This is a genomic window from Castellaniella sp., assembly GCF_004321985.1.
In the GTDB taxonomy this organism is placed as follows: Bacteria; Pseudomonadota; Gammaproteobacteria; order Burkholderiales; family Burkholderiaceae_B; genus Castellaniella.
Map to the genome: position 1 here is coordinate 68,069 of NZ_SCQN01000058.1, position 15,724 is coordinate 83,792.

General features: G+C 61.4%; 13 protein-coding genes. 10 read left to right on the forward strand and 3 right to left on the reverse strand.

The features are described 5' to 3' along the window. Positions 1–38: 38 nt before the first annotated feature. Positions 39–1,220, reverse strand: coding sequence for a branched-chain amino acid ABC transporter substrate-binding protein (locus EPN31_RS15510; RefSeq protein ID WP_291775303.1), 1,182 nt, complete (start codon positions 1,218–1,220; stop codon positions 39–41). 127 nt (positions 1,221–1,347) lie between these two features. Then, positions 1,348–3,279, reverse strand: a complete 1,932-nt coding sequence (locus EPN31_RS15515; RefSeq protein WP_291775306.1) for an EAL domain-containing protein — start codon at positions 3,277–3,279, stop codon at positions 1,348–1,350. Between the two features lie 130 nt (positions 3,280–3,409). Between EPN31_RS15515 and EPN31_RS15520 the strand changes: the two genes are divergently transcribed. The 5 genes from EPN31_RS15520 to EPN31_RS15540 all read left to right on the forward strand — a co-directional run bounded on the left by EPN31_RS15520 (position 3,410) and on the right by EPN31_RS15540 (position 11,309). After that, on the forward strand, positions 3,410–5,752 hold the full coding sequence (locus EPN31_RS15520) for an acyl-CoA dehydrogenase (RefSeq protein ID WP_291775309.1): 2,343 nt from the start codon (positions 3,410–3,412) through the stop codon (positions 5,750–5,752). Positions 5,753–5,813: 61 nt separating this feature from the next. Then, entirely contained in the window at positions 5,814–7,502 is a 1,689-nt protein-coding gene (locus EPN31_RS15525; RefSeq protein WP_291775312.1) for an AMP-binding protein, read from the forward strand. 313 nt (positions 7,503–7,815) lie between these two features. Then, on the forward strand, positions 7,816–8,811 hold the full coding sequence (locus tag EPN31_RS15530; RefSeq protein WP_291775315.1) for a TAXI family TRAP transporter solute-binding subunit: 996 nt from the start codon (positions 7,816–7,818) through the stop codon (positions 8,809–8,811). 6 nt (positions 8,812–8,817) lie between these two features. Continuing rightward, positions 8,818–9,225 (forward strand): hypothetical protein, encoded by a 408-nt coding sequence (locus EPN31_RS15535; protein WP_291775317.1) that lies wholly within the window; start codon positions 8,818–8,820, stop codon positions 9,223–9,225. Continuing rightward, entirely contained in the window at positions 9,204–11,309 is a 2,106-nt protein-coding gene (locus tag EPN31_RS15540) for a TRAP transporter fused permease subunit (RefSeq protein WP_291775320.1), read from the forward strand. The genes EPN31_RS15535 and EPN31_RS15540 overlap by 22 nt, the downstream gene beginning before the upstream one ends. 67 nt (positions 11,310–11,376) lie before the next feature. On the opposite strand, the gene EPN31_RS15545 is transcribed toward EPN31_RS15540, so the two are convergent. Then, on the reverse strand, positions 11,377–11,529 hold the full coding sequence (locus EPN31_RS15545; protein WP_291775340.1) for a hypothetical protein: 153 nt from the start codon (positions 11,527–11,529) through the stop codon (positions 11,377–11,379). Between the two features lie 95 nt (positions 11,530–11,624). On the opposite strand from EPN31_RS15545, the gene EPN31_RS15550 reads away from it, so the two are divergent. The 5 genes from EPN31_RS15550 to EPN31_RS15570 all read left to right on the forward strand — a co-directional run. Beyond that, positions 11,625–12,383: a GntR family transcriptional regulator gene (locus tag EPN31_RS15550; protein WP_291775322.1), complete on the forward strand. Its 759-nt coding sequence runs from the start codon at positions 11,625–11,627 to the stop codon at positions 12,381–12,383. A 232-nt stretch (positions 12,384–12,615) separates the two neighbouring features. Next, positions 12,616–13,203, forward strand: a complete 588-nt coding sequence (locus tag EPN31_RS15555; RefSeq protein WP_291775325.1) for an ABC transporter permease — start codon at positions 12,616–12,618, stop codon at positions 13,201–13,203. A gap of 5 nt (positions 13,204–13,208) precedes the next feature. Next, complete coding sequence (locus EPN31_RS15560) at positions 13,209–14,042, forward strand: ABC transporter ATP-binding protein (RefSeq protein WP_291775337.1); 834 nt, start codon at positions 13,209–13,211, stop codon at positions 14,040–14,042. Positions 14,043–14,076: 34 nt separating this feature from the next. Beyond that, positions 14,077–15,072 (forward strand): ABC transporter substrate-binding protein, encoded by a 996-nt coding sequence (locus EPN31_RS15565; RefSeq protein WP_291775326.1) that lies wholly within the window; start codon positions 14,077–14,079, stop codon positions 15,070–15,072. Beyond that, on the forward strand, positions 15,069–15,724 hold a 656-nt coding region (locus EPN31_RS15570), incomplete at its 3' end, for a GMC family oxidoreductase (RefSeq protein ID WP_291775328.1). The genes EPN31_RS15565 and EPN31_RS15570, both read left to right, overlap by 4 nt.

Below are 15,724 nucleotides of genomic sequence, written 5' to 3' on the forward strand. Positions count from 1 at the left end.
CGTGCGCCGCGCCCCAAACCTCCGGGGCGCGCCGGATGTCAGAGACCGGGCAGCTTCTTGGTGCCCTTGCCGTAGGCGCTGTCTTCCCAGACCGCCCACTTTCCATTGTCGACCACGTATTTGGTGATCAGCGGCACGACATTCTGCCCGTGGTCGTCGAACGTCACCTTGCCGATAATGGTGTCGGCGTCTTTGGTTTTATGCAGTTCCTGGGTGACTTTCTTGCGATCAGGGCCCACCTTGTCGATGGCGTCCATGAGCAGGTTGGCGGCAACGAATGCGAACGGACCATAGGCCTCGGGCCGTTCACCGTAGCCTTGCTTGTCATAGGCCTGGACGAATTGCGCGCCGCCGGGCAGCTTTTCAAGCGGTGCCCCTTCCAGGAACGCGAGCGAACCTTCTGCCACCTTGGGTCCAACGCCCTCTATGTAGGCGTCGGACTTGATGCCTGAGGTCCCCTGGAAGACCGCGGGAACCCCCAGCTTCTCCATCTGGGTGCGAATACGCACGCCCAGCGGCGTCAGCCCCCCGAAGAACAGTACCTGGGGGTGCGCCTCCTTGATCTTGGTGAGCTCTGTCGTGAAATCCTGCTGATCGACGGTCACGCCGAAATTGGCCAGAACCTTACCACCGAATTGCTTCAGATAGCGATTGAAGTACTCGTTGTGGCCCTTCCCGTAATCGGTCGTGTCGTGAATCACACCCCAGGTGCGGTAGCCCAGGTCGTGCATGAACTTCACCGCCACCTCATTCTGGTTGATCATCGTACCGTTGACACGGAACACTTCCTGATAGTCGTGGCCATAGGTGACTTCGGGCAGAACCGCGCCCCACACGATGGCCGGCATGTGGAATCGGTGATAGACACCCACCGTCGCGCTGGCCACGGCGGAGCAGTAGTGCGTGATGCCACCGATGATGCTTCTGTCAGCCCCCATCTTGGTGGCTACCTGGACCCCTATATTGGGCCGGCACTCATCATCCTGCACCACCAGCTGGTAGGTGTACTTGGCCTTGGGGTCCGCATTGTGCTGACGCACGGCGAGGTCCGCCGAATTCCGACCCCCCAGGCCAATGGCTGCCGAGCCACCGGTCAACGGCCCAATGAACGCGATCTTCACGACCTCTTTGGCTTGAGAGCCCAGCGGCATCAGTGCCATCCCCAACGACAGGCACAGTGCACTCGCCTTCAACAACGTCTTTGCCCCAACCTTGTCCATCCCTGTCTCCTTGACTGTTTTCAATGGCGACACTGAATTCCGTGTCTTTATCCAAGACTCGTGAGTATATCGGCCTACATCCGGCAGGCGCAATCACTGGCCGCGCCCCGTTGGTACGAAGCGACTGCTAGGCCGCGCGGCTGCCTCTGGGAGCGCTGCGGCTGGCGACTCTGGGCAACGCCCCGTATTCCATGACCATGCGACGCGTCGCCTCGTCGTCGGCATCGTCCACATAGACGCGCATCCCCATGCCGATGGCGGTTTCCGTGATGGCCACCATCATCTGGACCCCGCCCGGGCTGGACAACAGATCGTGCATGAAGGTCCCGCCCAGCTTCACATAGGCGAAATCGACCTCATGAAGCTGGCGCAGCGCGTCGGTCTGCTGATCCAGTCCGCGTAGTCCAATATGCAGGCCGGCGGCAATCACGCCCTGTGCGAATTCGCGGAACACCTCCAGGTGGCGACACAGGCCGTAGGCATCCAATTCCACCACGATGTGGCCCACGAGCTCCGGATCGGCCCGTTCGCAGACCTGGCGGACTTCATCCAGAAACTGCGTATCCAGCAGCGACGATACCGACATGCGGACAACCAGCAGCGCCTCCGGGTGTTCTCCCAGCCAGCCCAAGGCCAGGCACAACGCCCGCACGTCACAGGCTGACGAGAGACCAAGGCGCGTGGCCGCCGGCATGAACAGATGACCAGGGAGCGGCGGCTGCCCCGGCTCGTCTTCCTGGAGGGACAGGGCGGCCTCGTAGCGGGCCTGGATGTCGTCGCCTTCGTACTGAACCTGCTGCACGTCCAACGCCAGCCGGTCGTGCTCCAGCGCTTGCGTGATGAGCGCCCGCCACGAGGCCTCGCCCATCCGCAGGTCACTGTCCTCGTGATCGGCATGCGAGAGGAATTCGACCTCGGAATGACCGGCGCTTTCCGCGAACATCAGCGCTTGATCCAGCCGCGTCAGGACTTCCTTGGGGGTGCACTGGACGGTGTAATCGGTGAGGGCGAAGGCCCAGCGCGATAGATTGTGGCTGTCGAGCTTGATCCGCAGCGTCTCCAGGACCTCGCGTAGCCGCTGGATGGGGCGCATGACCTCGGGACCACCGCCGACCGGAAACAACACCACGAAATCGGCACCGTTCAGGCGTGCCGGCACGGCGTGCGCCGCCGGATAATCCTGTAGAACCTCTGTCAGACGCCGCCCCAACAGACGCAACCAGTCATCCAGATCGGCCCGCTCAGTCTGGTTCTGCAGCCGCGCCATGTCGCGCTGGCGCACCAGCAGCACATAGCCGCTGACGGCGCCCTGGCGCGAATCGTCACGCAGCCTGCGCTTGAGCTCGTTGAAAAAATACGCGCGGTTGGCCAGGCCGGTGACCGGATCGCGATTGAGTTCGATCTCCAGCATCTCGATGCGCGCCATCTGCTCATCGACAGTCGGGGGAACAGGTTCCGGGACTTCCGCCAGCAGCTCGGCGGATTCGTCATCCGACTGGGGCTTGATCTTGATTTCAGGCGCCGCGTCGGCCGCCAGGTCCGCCAGCGCCCGGCGCAGCCGGGACAACAGCGCCGCCACGAACAGCGCCCAGAATGCCGCAATGCCCAGCGCCAGCCAGGTCCACTGCAGCACATGTGCCCAGAGTGCGTCACGCGCCGGTACCGGGTCCAGCACCAGCGACAGCCGCCCCATGCCCGGAATGTCACGCGAGGCGACATGGGGGGTGACGCCCGCCAGCACGCCAAACCAGTTGGGCGCATCGCCCGTGTGCAGATTCATACGCCGCGCATCGAAAACCGCCGCGCCATCGGGCAAAGCAAGCGTCAGCCGGGCGAAACGCCCTTGCTGAAAGGACGAGTCGAGCACCCGCTGTCGGTCCCGGGGATCGGGCTGGGCGCTGACCAGCAATGCGAGCGTGGCGACCGTGTTCTCGCTGTCCACCTGCCCCTGGGCATCGAGCTTGCGCTCCATCAGCCCTGTCCCGGCGGCCAGCATCCCGACGAGAATGCAGGCGATCACCAACGACGAGATCACCAGCAATTGACGTATGGAAGCCATCCGGACCCTCTTGTTCATTGTGCGACGGTAGACAAGCGCAAAGTGTATCCTCTGTGACGCCTTTTCCCAAGAAAATACCACTGGGCGTTATCCTTGACGGTACCGAGTGTCCGCTCGCCGGGAGTCCTCCATGACGATTCTGATTTTCCTGGTTGTCTTGATCATCCTGGCGGCGGCCTTCGTGCTGTCGCGCAGCGACCTGCGGCTGCGCTGGCTCAGCAGCCCGCTCTACCAGGTCTTCCGCCGCATCCTGCCGCGCATGTCCGACACCGAGCGCGAGGCGCTGGAGGCCGGCACCGTCTGGTGGGACGGCGCGCTCTTCGGGGGCCGCCCCAGCGCACGCGCCCTGCACGCCATCCCGGTGCCGAGGCTGACCGAAGACGAGCAGGCCTTTCTGGATCATGAGGTCGAAACATTGTGCGCCATGGTGCACGACTGGACTGTGTCACGTCAGGACCTGGATTTGCCGCGCGATGCCTGGGAGTACATCCGGACCCACCGCTTCTTCGGCATGATCATCCCGAAGGAATATGGCGGGCTGGGATTCTCGGCCATCGCGCATTCGGCGGTGGTCACCAAGCTGGCGTCGCGGAATTCGGCCTTGTCGGCCACCGTGATGGTGCCCAACTCGCTGGGGCCGGCGGAGCTGCTGCTGCACTACGGCACCGATGCCCAGAAAGACCACTACCTGCCACGCCTGGCAAGCGGAGAAGACATCCCCGCCTTCGCGCTCACCAGTCCATGGGCCGGCTCGGACGCCGCGGCGATCCCCGATCACGGGATCGTCTGCAAGGGTAGTTGGTTGGGCGAAGAGGTGCTGGGCATGCGCGTCACTTGGGACAAGCGCTACATCACGCTAGGGCCGGTGTGTACCGTGCTGGGGCTGGCATTTCGCCTGTATGACCCGGACGGCCTGCTGGGCGACACGCCGGACATCGGCATCACCTGCGCCCTGGTGCCATCGGACCACCCGGGCGTGGAGATCGGCCGACGCCATTTCCCGCTGGACGCCATGTTCATGAATGGACCCACGCACGGACGAGATGTCTTCATGCCGCTGGACTTCATCATCGGCGGCCCTGAACGCGCCGGCCAGGGCTGGCGCATGCTGATGGAATGCCTGGCCGCCGGCCGCTCGATTTCGCTACCGTCGTCGTACGTCGGGATGGCGCAACTCACGGCACGCGCGGTAGGGGCCTACAGCGTGGTCCGCGATCAGTTCCGCACGCGCATCCACAAGTTCGAAGGCATCATCGAGCCACTGGCGCGCATCGCAGCGAACACCTACCTGATGGACGCGGCACGCACCATGACCGCCGGCGCGGTGGACTTGGGCGAAAAGCCCGCCGTGGTCTCAGCCATCGTCAAATACCACGTCACCGAACGCGGCCGCCTGGTGGTCAATGACGGGATGGACATCATCGGTGGCAAGGGCATCATCCTGGGGCCACAGAATTTCCTGGGACGCGCCTACCAGCAGATTCCGGTCGGAATCACGGTAGAGGGCGCCAATATCCTGACCCGCAGCCTCATCATCTTCGGCCAGGGCGCAATCCGCTGCCATCCGTATGTACTGGCCGAAATGCAGGCCGCACAGGCCGACGATCCCGACCAGGGCCTGCGGGACTTCGACCGGGCATTCTGGGGCCACATGCGCCATACCGTCGGCAACGCAATGCGCGCGAAGCTGCATGGCTGGACGGGCGCGATCTTCGCCCGGCCCGACACCGACGTCGCCCCCGGGATGTCCCGCTACTACCGGCAGCTCACACGCTTCTCGGCGGCCTTCGCCACCCTGGCGGACGTGTCCATGCTGATGCTGGGCAGCTCGCTCAAGCGCCGCGAATCGATTTCCGCGCGCCTGGGCGACATCCTGTCGCAGCTCTATCTGATTTCCGCCACGCTCAAGCGCTACGAGGACGAGGGTCGCCAGGCGGCGGACGCCCCGCTGGCGCATTGGGCCATCCAGGACGCCTTCTGCCGGGCGCAGGACGCCTTCACCGGCGTGCTGGCCAACTTCCCCAACCGGTTCATGGCCGGCACGCTGCGGGTGATGCTGTTTCCCTGGGGCCGCACGTTCCCGGCGCCGTCGGACAGGCTCTCCGCCGCCGTGGCGGACACCCTCTGCCAGCCGGGTGGCGCCCGCGACCGCCTGACTCGGGCAGCCTACATTCCCGCTGCGCCGGACGAACCCATCGCCGTCATCGAGGCTGCGTTCCAGGCAACGCTGGATACCCAGACACTGGACACCCGGATGCGCGAATTCGAGAAGGCGGGCCGAATACCGGCAGGCGATCCACGCGCCAACGTACGCGACATGGCCGATGCCATCCACGCGGCCGGCGGCCTGACGGACGACGAATACGGCCGCATCCAGGCCCGCAACACGCTGCGCAACCGGGTGATCGCCGTGGACGACTTCGCACCCGACTTCCAGGGGCCCTCCAGCACCGAGACAGCTCCCCGTTCATGAGCATCCAGGCACACGGCCCGGCCATCCCTCAGGCAGCCGCACTGTCATAAGGAGTCCCATCATGGATCGCATCTGGCTGGCGCACTACCCCAAAGGCGTACCGGCGGACATCGTCGACCAGGCCGCCACCTATGACTCCTTGGCGGATCTGTTCGAACAAAGCTGCCGGGCACACGCGAACAACGTGGCCTACATCAGCATGGGCGTCTCGCTGACCTATGCCGGACTGCGGGAAAGGGCGCACGCTTTTGCCGCGTGGCTCCAGACACAAGGGGTCGGCAAAGGTGACCGCGTGGCGGTCATGCTGCCCAACCTGCTGCAATACCCCGTCTGCCTGTTCGGCACACTGGCCGCCGGAGCCGTAGTGGTGAACACCAACCCGCTCTATACGGCGCGTGAACTCAACCATCAGCTGGCGGATTCTGGCGCCACCACGGTCGTTGTAGCCGAAAACTTCGCACACACCCTGCAGGAAGCGATGCCGGGCACCGCTGTCCAGCGCGTCGTCGTCACCTCGATCGGTGAACTACTGGGATTTCCCAGGGGCCTGCTCACCGACTTCGTGGTGCGGCGCGTCCGCCGGAAAGTCCCGGCCTGGCGCCTCCCGAACGCCCACAGGCTGCGCGACGTTCTCAAGGCGGGCGCCCGATCGCGCTTTCAGCCGCCAGCACTCACGCACCAGGATCTCGCCGCCCTCCAATACACGGGGGGCACGACGGGCGTGGCCAAAGGCGCGATGCTGACACACGGCAATATGGTCTCGAACGTCTGCCAGGCCCACGCCTGGGTGCAACCCTTCTGCCAGGGCGAACAGGAATGCATCGTGACGGCCCTCCCCCTCTACCACATCTTCGCACTGACGGCGAACTGCCTGACCTTCACCATGCTGGGCGCCCGCAACCTGCTCATCGCCGATCCCCGCGACATCCCGGGCTTCGTGAAGAGCCTGGGTCGCGTCCCGTTCACGGCACTCACGGGCGTGAACACGCTATTCAACGCATTACTGAACAACGCCGAGTTCGCCCGCCTGGACTTCAGCCATCTGCGCATCGCGCTGGGCGGCGGCGCGGCCGTTCAGGACGCGGTGGCGCGGCACTGGCTGGAACTCACAGGCGTGCCCATTGCCCAGGCATACGGTCTGACCGAGACTTCCCCGGCCGTCACTATCAACCCGCTGGATCACGTCGCCTTCAATGGTTCCATCGGCCTTCCCGTGCCCTCCACCGACGTCGCCATCCGGGACCAGGGGCGCACGCTGCCGCTCGGGGAGTCGGGCGAAATCTGCGTCAAGGGACCGCAGGTCATGAAGGGCTACTGGAACCACCCCGACGAGACGGCCAAGACCTTCGATGCGGACGGCTGGTTGCTGACCGGCGACATCGGCACCATGAACGAACAAGGCTATGTGTTCATCCGGGACCGCAAGAAAGACATGATTCTGGTGTCGGGCTTCAACGTCTACCCCAACGAGGTCGAGGCCGCCGCCCTGGAACACCCCGGTATCCGCGAAGCTGCCGCCATCGGCGTGCCCGACGAACACTCGGGGGAAGCCGTCAAGCTGTTCGTGATCCGCAAGGATCCCAGCCTGACCGAGGCCCAGGTCATCGCGCATTGCCGCACCCTGCTCACCGGCTACAAGGTGCCCAAGTATGTGGAATTTCGCGAGGATTTGCCGCGCAGCAACATCGGCAAGGTCCTGCGGCGGAAACTCAAGGATGAGGCAGGACACATGGCAGCTCCTGCGGGCTGACATGCGCCTGACGAATCCGAACCGCTTGCAAGCGGTGAGGTGGGGGAGGCGCGTTGAAGATTCAGATCTTGTGCGTGCTTCGACAAGACAAACGCAGATGGCCGGACTAGCAAGATCCCTGATTGCCACCCGTGGCAGGTTGCATGACAATCGGAGCAATCTCCGAAGTGTCCGCGTCCGCTGGTTCGCAGCATTCCAGACAGAACCGCTCAAGCTGGCGCCGGCATCGTGTATCGCGTGGCTTTGCGATCTCCACGTTCCGGGGTGATTTACATAATAAGTTCCCAGCCAGAATAAATTGCGGAGGCATATAGTGAACAAACTGAGGCTTTGGGTCGGCGCACTACTGATTGCAGCGCTCGGATCCGGTACCGCGTTCGCGGACCAGGTCGTCATCGGTACGGGCGGTACCGGAGGCGTTTACTTCTATTACGGCACCCAGGTAGCGCAGATCATCAGCACCCACACGAAGCTGAACGCCACGGCCATCCAGACGGCGGCCTCGGTGGACAACAACCTGCTCCTGCGCGACAAAACCAACGCCAAGCGCGGCATGTACTACTGCGGGCTGTCCCTACCCGACACGGCGCTGGTCGCCTACAACGGCACGCACGAAAAATTCGTCGGGAAACCGGCACCCATCCGAATTCTGTTCGTGATGTACCCAAATGTGCTGCAGATCGTCACGACGGCAGATTCGGGGATCACCCAACTCAGCGACCTGGTCGGCAAACGCGTTTCCACAGGGGCCCCCAGCTCCGGCACCGAGTACTCGTCGCTTGGTCTGCTGAAGGTCGCGGGGGTGGACAAAAACTCGTTCGCGAAGTGGGCACGGCTTGGCGCGGGCGAATCGGCCGATGAGCTGTCCAACGGCACACTGGACGCCTATTTCTGGTGGGGTGGCATCCCCACGGGCTCCATCAGCGAGCTCTCGACCACGCTGGAACGCAAGGGCAAGAAAATAGCTCTGCTGTCGCTGGATCCGCAGGGCAAGGTGATCCAGGCCTTCGACAAGGAGTTCCCGGGCCTGGGCAATCCAGTCACCATCCCGGCCAAGGTCTACGGTACCGCAGGTGATGTTGCCACGTTCGGCTTCTGGAACCAGTTCGTGTGCCCGGCGTCCATGCCGGACGACGACGCCTACGCGATCACGAAAGCGGTGTTCGAGCACACGGACGGGCTCAGCAAGTCCATCGCAGCCGCAAAGGACACTACGGTCGCGAACAATGTGCGGTTCATCCAGCACTCCGCCATACCGTTCCACGCTGGCGCCTTGCGCTACTTCAAGGAAATCGGCGCAATCAAGTAGCCGACGATGGTTCACCGGCTACGGTGGCTGTTTGCCGCCGCACTCGTGCTGACCGCGGCCGCCCTGTCCAGGCCGGTCGCGGTGCACGGCGACGGCGTGGACAGCACGATATGGCTCTGGGCCTGGCAACACGGCAGCGCCCGCTTCATCAACTCCGTCACCCATGTGCCGGTGCGGATCGATTTCGGCCTGGTCACGGGCTTTGATCGTTTCAGCATGACCACGGACGAAAAGACCGAGCATTACTACACGAGCGGCGTCTACGACATCGACAGCCGTCTGATGGGGCAACGCACCGATACGCTCCAGTATTGCTCGATGGTCGGCATCACCGTGCAACTCGGCCCCCGCCACTTCCAGGTGGCGGACGGCTGTCTGGAATTCAAGATTCTATGGCCACCACAGCTCCCATGATGACATTCCTCAAACGGTTCACGTTCGGCGTACTGATAGCGGCCTCGCTCTATCACCTGTACCTGGTCATCCACCCGTTCACGCCTTGGTCGGTATTCCATATCTCAATTCTGGACCTGACTCAGGTGCAGCGCGCTACGCATGTGTTCCTCATCGTTTTCGCGGGCTCGCTGCTGTCGGTCGTGAAACCAGCACCGCACGGGTCCGGGAAGGTGGGCGCCGGGCTCTGGGCCTATGTGCTGCTCTGCGCCGTCCCGCTCTGGTCCTTCTGGACGCTGGAGCTGCCCCTCGCGCCGACGCTCGTAGGTACGCTGTACTGGGCCGTAGCGGTGCTTCCAGCCGTCTTTCCCCGATTGTCCAAACCCTTCAACCTGTTGGCCGCCGCGCTCAGCGTGGCGCCATTTCTCTATCTCCTGATCGATTTCACTGAACTGGTCAACCGGGCCATGCTGGCCACGCCCTGGGATCTGGCGATGTCCTTCGGACTCGTGTTCCTGGTACTGGGCATCGTTCAGCGGCTGCTGGGACCCGTGCTGCCGAGCATCGTCCTGATTTTTCTGCTCTACAACCTCTTCGGCTACGAAATCCCGGGCTCTTTCAAAAGCCCGGGCTTCCCGCTTGACATGCTGCTGGGCAAGCTTTACGCGGAAACCGAAGCCGGGCTGTTCGGCATCATCACGGGGGTTTCACTCAAATACCTCGTGTACTTCACCATCATGGGAGCCATCATTTCGGCGATGGGGTACGGCCGGGTCATCGCCAACATCGCATTCCGCCTGGTAGGCGGCAGCCCGGCGGCTCCCGGACGTGCCACATCGGTGATGGCGATCATGATGGGCCTGTTTTCGGGTTCTGGCGCAGCCGATACGCTGTTTGTCTCGACGCTGAACAGGCCGCTCTTCGAACGGGCGGGCTATCGGCCGCTGATCGCGGCCGGCATCTCCGCCACAGTCGGCACGCTAGGCTACATCACCCCACCGGTATTGGGATCCATCGCCTTTGTGATGGTGGAGCTGCTGGGAATTCCGTACACCGACATCATGATCATGGCGCTCGGGCCACTGGTGCTGGTGCTGCTGGCAGTCTGGACGTACAACGAGCTCTACGTGCGCAGCGCGGAACTGCCGACGATCGCACCCTCCGACGAAGTCCATCCCGGCTACCTGCAGCGCTACAGCTACGTCTTTCTGCCGGTCGTGCTGATCATCTTCATGATCTTCCGCGGCTATACCGTCAATCTGGCGGTGACGCTCGCAATCTTCACCTTCATCGTCTTCGGATTCGCCGACCCCAAAGTCCGTCCGCCGCTGCGCAAGCTGTGGGACGGCCTGGCCGAAGGATTCGAGCACCTCATCCCCATTGGAGCAGCGGTGGTGGCGGCCAACGTCATCATGACGATGATGGTTCTGACCGGCATCGCCCCCAAGGTATCCGAAGTACTGCTCGCGATCTCCGGCAATTCCCTGGTGGTGGCGACGGTGCTGGGCGCACTGTTCAGTCTGATACTGGGGATGGGAATTCCTCCCATCGCCACCTATGTGCTGACCTCCGCTCTGGTCGCCCCGGCGATCCAGCAGCTCATCATCGCGCATGGTGTGCCGCAGGGCGCCGCGCTGCTGGCAACCCACATGTTCCTCTTCTATTACGCCGTGCTGGCGGACATCACGCCGCCCGTGGGCCTGTCGGCCTATGCGGCCGCCTCTGTGTTCCAGACCGATCCAATCAAAACCTGCGTCTACGCCGCCATGGTGGCCCTGCCAAAATACCTGTTCGGTTTCGCGTTCCTGATTTCCATCTCGGGCATGGCACTGCTCATCGTGCCGGTGCTCCAGACCGTCGACACCGGAGAGGCCATCGCGTTGATTGCCTCGCGCTTCCTATTCACGATCGTAGGGATCGTGATGCTGGCGGCCTGCGAGGTCGGCTTCCTGCGCCAGCACCTCCGACCGGCCAAGCGCTGGGCGTTTGGGATTTCGGGGCTGCTGCTCATCTATCCCGAGACGGTGCTGAACATGGTGATGCTCGTCATTGCCGCCTTGCTGATCCTGTATGAATTTCGCCGCCCAGCCCTGCGCAGTGCTTGACGAAATCGCGGGGCAGCGGGAGGGCGCTCGGGGACAACGGCAATCCGCGAATCCGGCGGGTCCGCTCTCAATACCCGAGCGTCGCCCCGTCTGGATTGCGCGGATCCGACGCCCCGTAGAGCACACCGTCCACGATCTGAATGGTCTGCGTCTTGCCCATGGTGGGCTTGACCACTACGTGCTGGCCGTAGCTGCGCAGCAGACAGCGTCGTACTCTCACACGGCTCTGCTGGGCGACACTCGTTGATCAGTCAAAGTTCAGCAATAGGAAAATAACCTATTGCAAAGTCATATTGTGCTTATTACCATACACATATGACCAATAGTCCAGAACGCACGCAACAAAGCCGCATTCCTCTATACGTTCAGACGGCGAAACTGATGCGCCAGAAGATCGAGCGCCAAGAATGGCGCTTGGGTGATCAGATCCCGACACTGGTGCAACTTGAGGAGCTGTACAGGGTCTCTCGCATAACCCTGCGAGGCGCACTCGACTATCTTGAAGAGTCCGGCATTGTTCGGCGCGAACGCGGGCGGGGCACGTTCGTCACCCGTGACCTCTCAGAGGAGCGTTGGTACAAGCTTCCCAACACGCTCGATGAGCTGATCGAAACGGTCTCGGGGCTGAAAGTGGAATTGCTGCAGGTCGGCGCATCTGACAAGCCGCCAGCTCCCGCGTTTGCATTCGGCACGCTCGGTGATGCCTATCGGTACCTCAGACGAGTGCACTATCACGATCAGCAACCATATTGTCTGATCGATCTTTATCTCAGCAAATCGTTGTTCGAGTCCGACCCGCAGGGGTTCATTGGCTCGCCAGCGGTGGCGGTTCTCGCGAAGCGGCCAGATGTGCGGATTGTGGGGGCAAAACAGATCATGCGCATCGGAGTGGCTCAAGAGGAAACGGCAGCCTATTTGCACATCGGCGTGGGTGAACCGGTGGCCGAAGTGTGTCGAACGTTCGTAGACGACTCAGGCGAGATTTTCTATTACGCGCACATCATTTACCCAACTCAAACCATACAGATCGAAACAGACCTGCTAGGCGCAAGTCATCGCGAGGCCAAACCATGATTATTGGCAAGCATAGAAACAAGGAACAAGAATGAAGTCCAGGACAACAGCGCACAAGTCGATTGTCGAACGCACCCTGAGGCCCACATTACCCTTTGTCTGCCTAATCATCGTCTGGGAGCTATTTCGCGCCTCGGGTCTCATGAATCCCGAATTGCTGCCCTCCCCGCTTCAGGTCCTACAGACCTTTTGGTACAGACTCACACAGGCCGGGCTGATCGTCGATATGGCGATGTCAACGCAACGCGTGTTGCTCGGGCTCGTGCTGGGCATGATCGTCGCCGTCCCGGTGGGATTCCTCATCGGCTGGTATCGGCCGGTGCGGCGATTCGTGGATCCGCTCATCAATTTCTTTAGAGCATTGCCCCCCATCGCGCTGATTCCGCTCGCCATCGTCTATTTCGGGATCGGCGAGATGGCAAAGGTGCTGATCCTGTTTTATGCGTCTTTCTTCTCGGCCGTCATTGTCATGTACGAGGGCATGACGCAGATCAGCCCAGTATATGTGCGCGTCGCCCGCACTCTCGGGGCCACCGACATGGAAATCTTCCTGAAGATTGTGGTCCCGATGTCCGTCCCGCACATGTTGACAGCCATGCGGGTCGCACTGGGTGTTGGTTGGGCCACGTTGGTCGCCGCCGAGCTCGTTGCTGCGCAACAAGGGCTGGGCGCAATGATTCAGAACGCCTCCTCGTTTTTCGATTTGCGCACCATCTATCTTGGGATCATCTGTATCGGAGCGATCGCTCTACTGATGGATGTCATTCTGCGCCGCATCTCCGACCACTTGGCTGGCTGGCAAGAAAAAATTACGCGTTGAATCAGGTGAATATGGAAATAACCAACCAAGACCGCGAACGCATACGCTTCGAAAACGTATCGATGGAGTTCCAGACAGCCTCAGGGCCACTGGAAGTCGTACACGACGTATCGTTCTCGATCAATCAAGGTGATTTCGTCTCGCTGGTTGGTCCCTCGGGCTGCGGAAAGACAACCCTGCTGAGCATCGCTGCGGGATTCATCAACCCGGCCAGTGGCTCGGTAACGCTTGATGGCCATCCAATCGTTGGGCCTGGTCCGGACCGGGGCGTCATGTTTCAGGAATACGGTGTCTTTCCGTGGCTGACCGTCGAGCAAAATATCGCGTTCGGGCTGAATCTGAAGGCCAACCGTGGCCGAGATTCCCAACAGAAAAAAGAAATCGTTGACACCTACCTGAAGCTGATGCGTCTGGAAGCGTTTCGCAAAGCCTATCCGAAGCAGCTGTCGGGTGGTATGCGGCAGCGCTTGGCGCTGGCGCGCACCTACGCAGTGCATCCCGAATTCGTACTGATGGACGAACCGTTCGGGGCGCTGGACGCGCAGACACGCAGTGCCATGCATGATCTCCTTCTGGATGTTCTTTACGCTGAAGGCAAGACAGTGCTTCTCATCACGCACTCAGTGGAAGAGGCCGTGTACTTATCCAATAAGGTGTTCGTCATTTCCGCACGCCCGGCTCGCATCAGGGAAGTCGTCGAGATTCCGTTTCCGTATCCACGGCATCACGATCTGCAAGAGACAGAAGAATTCGGTGCCCTCCGTTCGCACATTCACCAGATGGTCATGCGCGAATACGCCGCTCAAGAGGCGCAATCATCGCCCCCAGGCACCGCCTAATGTAGTCACTATCCGATAACAGGAGACATCAACCATGAAACGTCGCTCGTTCCTACAACTCTCACTCGCCGGTGCTGCCACGGTGGCCATGCCCTCGATCGCCTTCGCCGCTACCGATGAAATTAAAGTGGGGTACCTGCATACGCTTGCCGTCGATGGACAAATGTGGACCGCCGACTTACGGGGCCTTTGGAAAAAGAACGGTTTGTCCCCGAAATTCATTCAGTTTCAGACCGGTCTGGATCTTTTTCAAGCGATGAGCGGTGGAAGCATCGATGTGTTGAGCACAGGTGCGGTGATGTCAAACTTCCCGGCTCGTGGCCAGGGTAAGGTTTTCCTCATCAATGATATTGAGTACGCAACCGCGCAGCTGTGGGTACACCCCGATATGGGAATCCACACGTGGGAAGACCTGAAAGGTAAGAAGATTTCCACAACCACGGGCACGACCGCCCACGTATTCCTTGACACGGCACTTCGGGCACATCACATCGACCCGGAGAAGGATGTTCAGGTCATTAACCAACGCATGCCCGATGCTGTCACCGCTTTCATCTCAAAAGCGGTCCCAGCCGTCGCTCTATGGGTACCGTTCAATATTCCGGTGGAACAGAAGTCGCCCGGTTCAAAGATGCTGGGCGACGCGTCTGCGTACTACCCCGAAGCTGCCATTGTTGACGGGTGGGCTGCACGAAATGACTTTTTTGAGAAACACCCAGACATCCTGAAACGAATCATCCGCACTTGGATCCCAGCCAACGACAATCTCGTTGCCCACCCTGATGAGACACTGGCCGCCCTGCAAAAAGCTCATTACCCGGACGTGCCGCTCAAAGACCTGAAGACGCAATATAAAGCGCAAAAGATGTTCTCGTCGGAGCAATGGGTGAAGTTTTATGCCGATGGTACCGTCACCAAATGGCTGCAGCAGGTCACCGACTTCTTCACACACTTTGCGAAGATCCAGAACCCGGTCCCAGCGTCGCAATATTTTGATCCCAAACTCTATCTCGAGGTGAAGAAGGCATGAAACCCGTTTTGGGTGCATCCGCACCCGTTTACGATTACATCATCGTAGGTGCAGGCTCCGCCGGCTGCGTGCTCGCCAACCGACTCTCCGCCGACTCATCCGTCCGTGTTTTGCTGATCGAGGCCGGCGGACAGGATCGGAATTTCTGGCTGCACTTGCCAGTCGGCTATTTCAAGACCATCTACGATGACCGATTTTCGCGTCTGTTTGAGACCGAACCGTGCGAAGGGACCGCGCAGCGTCGCATCATGTGGCCTCGTGGGCGCGTGATTGGCGGGTCCAGTTCTATCAACGGGCTGATCTACATTCGCGGTCAGCACGCCGACTACGACGATTGGGCTCGTATGGGCGCGACCGGGTGGGACTACCAGAGCGTGCTCCCTTACTTCAAGCGTTCCGAGAATTATGAGAATGGGGAGGACACCTATCACGGCGCCTCTGGTGAACTCGGCGTCTCGAACCTGAAGAACGACCACCCCTGTTGCAAGGCCTGGCTGGACGCGGCGCAGCAGGCCGGCTTTCCTTTCAATCCAGACTTCAACGGACAAAGCGATTATGGCGTAGGCGCCTACCAGCTATCGATGCGCGACGGCTGGCGTTCGAGCGCTGCCGTAGCTTTCTTGCGTCCGGCTCTCAAACGTCGCAATCTCAC

Coding starts and splice junctions, on each gene's coding strand:
- EPN31_RS15565 (WP_291775326.1), top strand. CDS start 14,077: ATGAAACGTCGCTCGTTCCTACAACTCTCACTCGCCGGTGCTGCCACG.
- EPN31_RS15510 (WP_291775303.1), bottom strand. CDS start 1,220: ATGGACAAGGTTGGGGCAAAGACGTTGTTGAAGGCGAGTGCACTGTGC.
- EPN31_RS15540 (WP_291775320.1), top strand. CDS start 9,204: ATGGCCACCACAGCTCCCATGATGACATTCCTCAAACGGTTCACGTTC.
- EPN31_RS15550 (WP_291775322.1), top strand. CDS start 11,625: ATGACCAATAGTCCAGAACGCACGCAACAAAGCCGCATTCCTCTATAC.
- EPN31_RS15520 (WP_291775309.1), top strand. CDS start 3,410: ATGACGATTCTGATTTTCCTGGTTGTCTTGATCATCCTGGCGGCGGCC.
- EPN31_RS15525 (WP_291775312.1), top strand. CDS start 5,814: ATGGATCGCATCTGGCTGGCGCACTACCCCAAAGGCGTACCGGCGGAC.
- EPN31_RS15515 (WP_291775306.1), bottom strand. CDS start 3,279: ATGGCTTCCATACGTCAATTGCTGGTGATCTCGTCGTTGGTGATCGCC.
- EPN31_RS15555 (WP_291775325.1), top strand. CDS start 12,616: ATGTCAACGCAACGCGTGTTGCTCGGGCTCGTGCTGGGCATGATCGTC.
- EPN31_RS15535 (WP_291775317.1), top strand. CDS start 8,818: ATGGTTCACCGGCTACGGTGGCTGTTTGCCGCCGCACTCGTGCTGACC.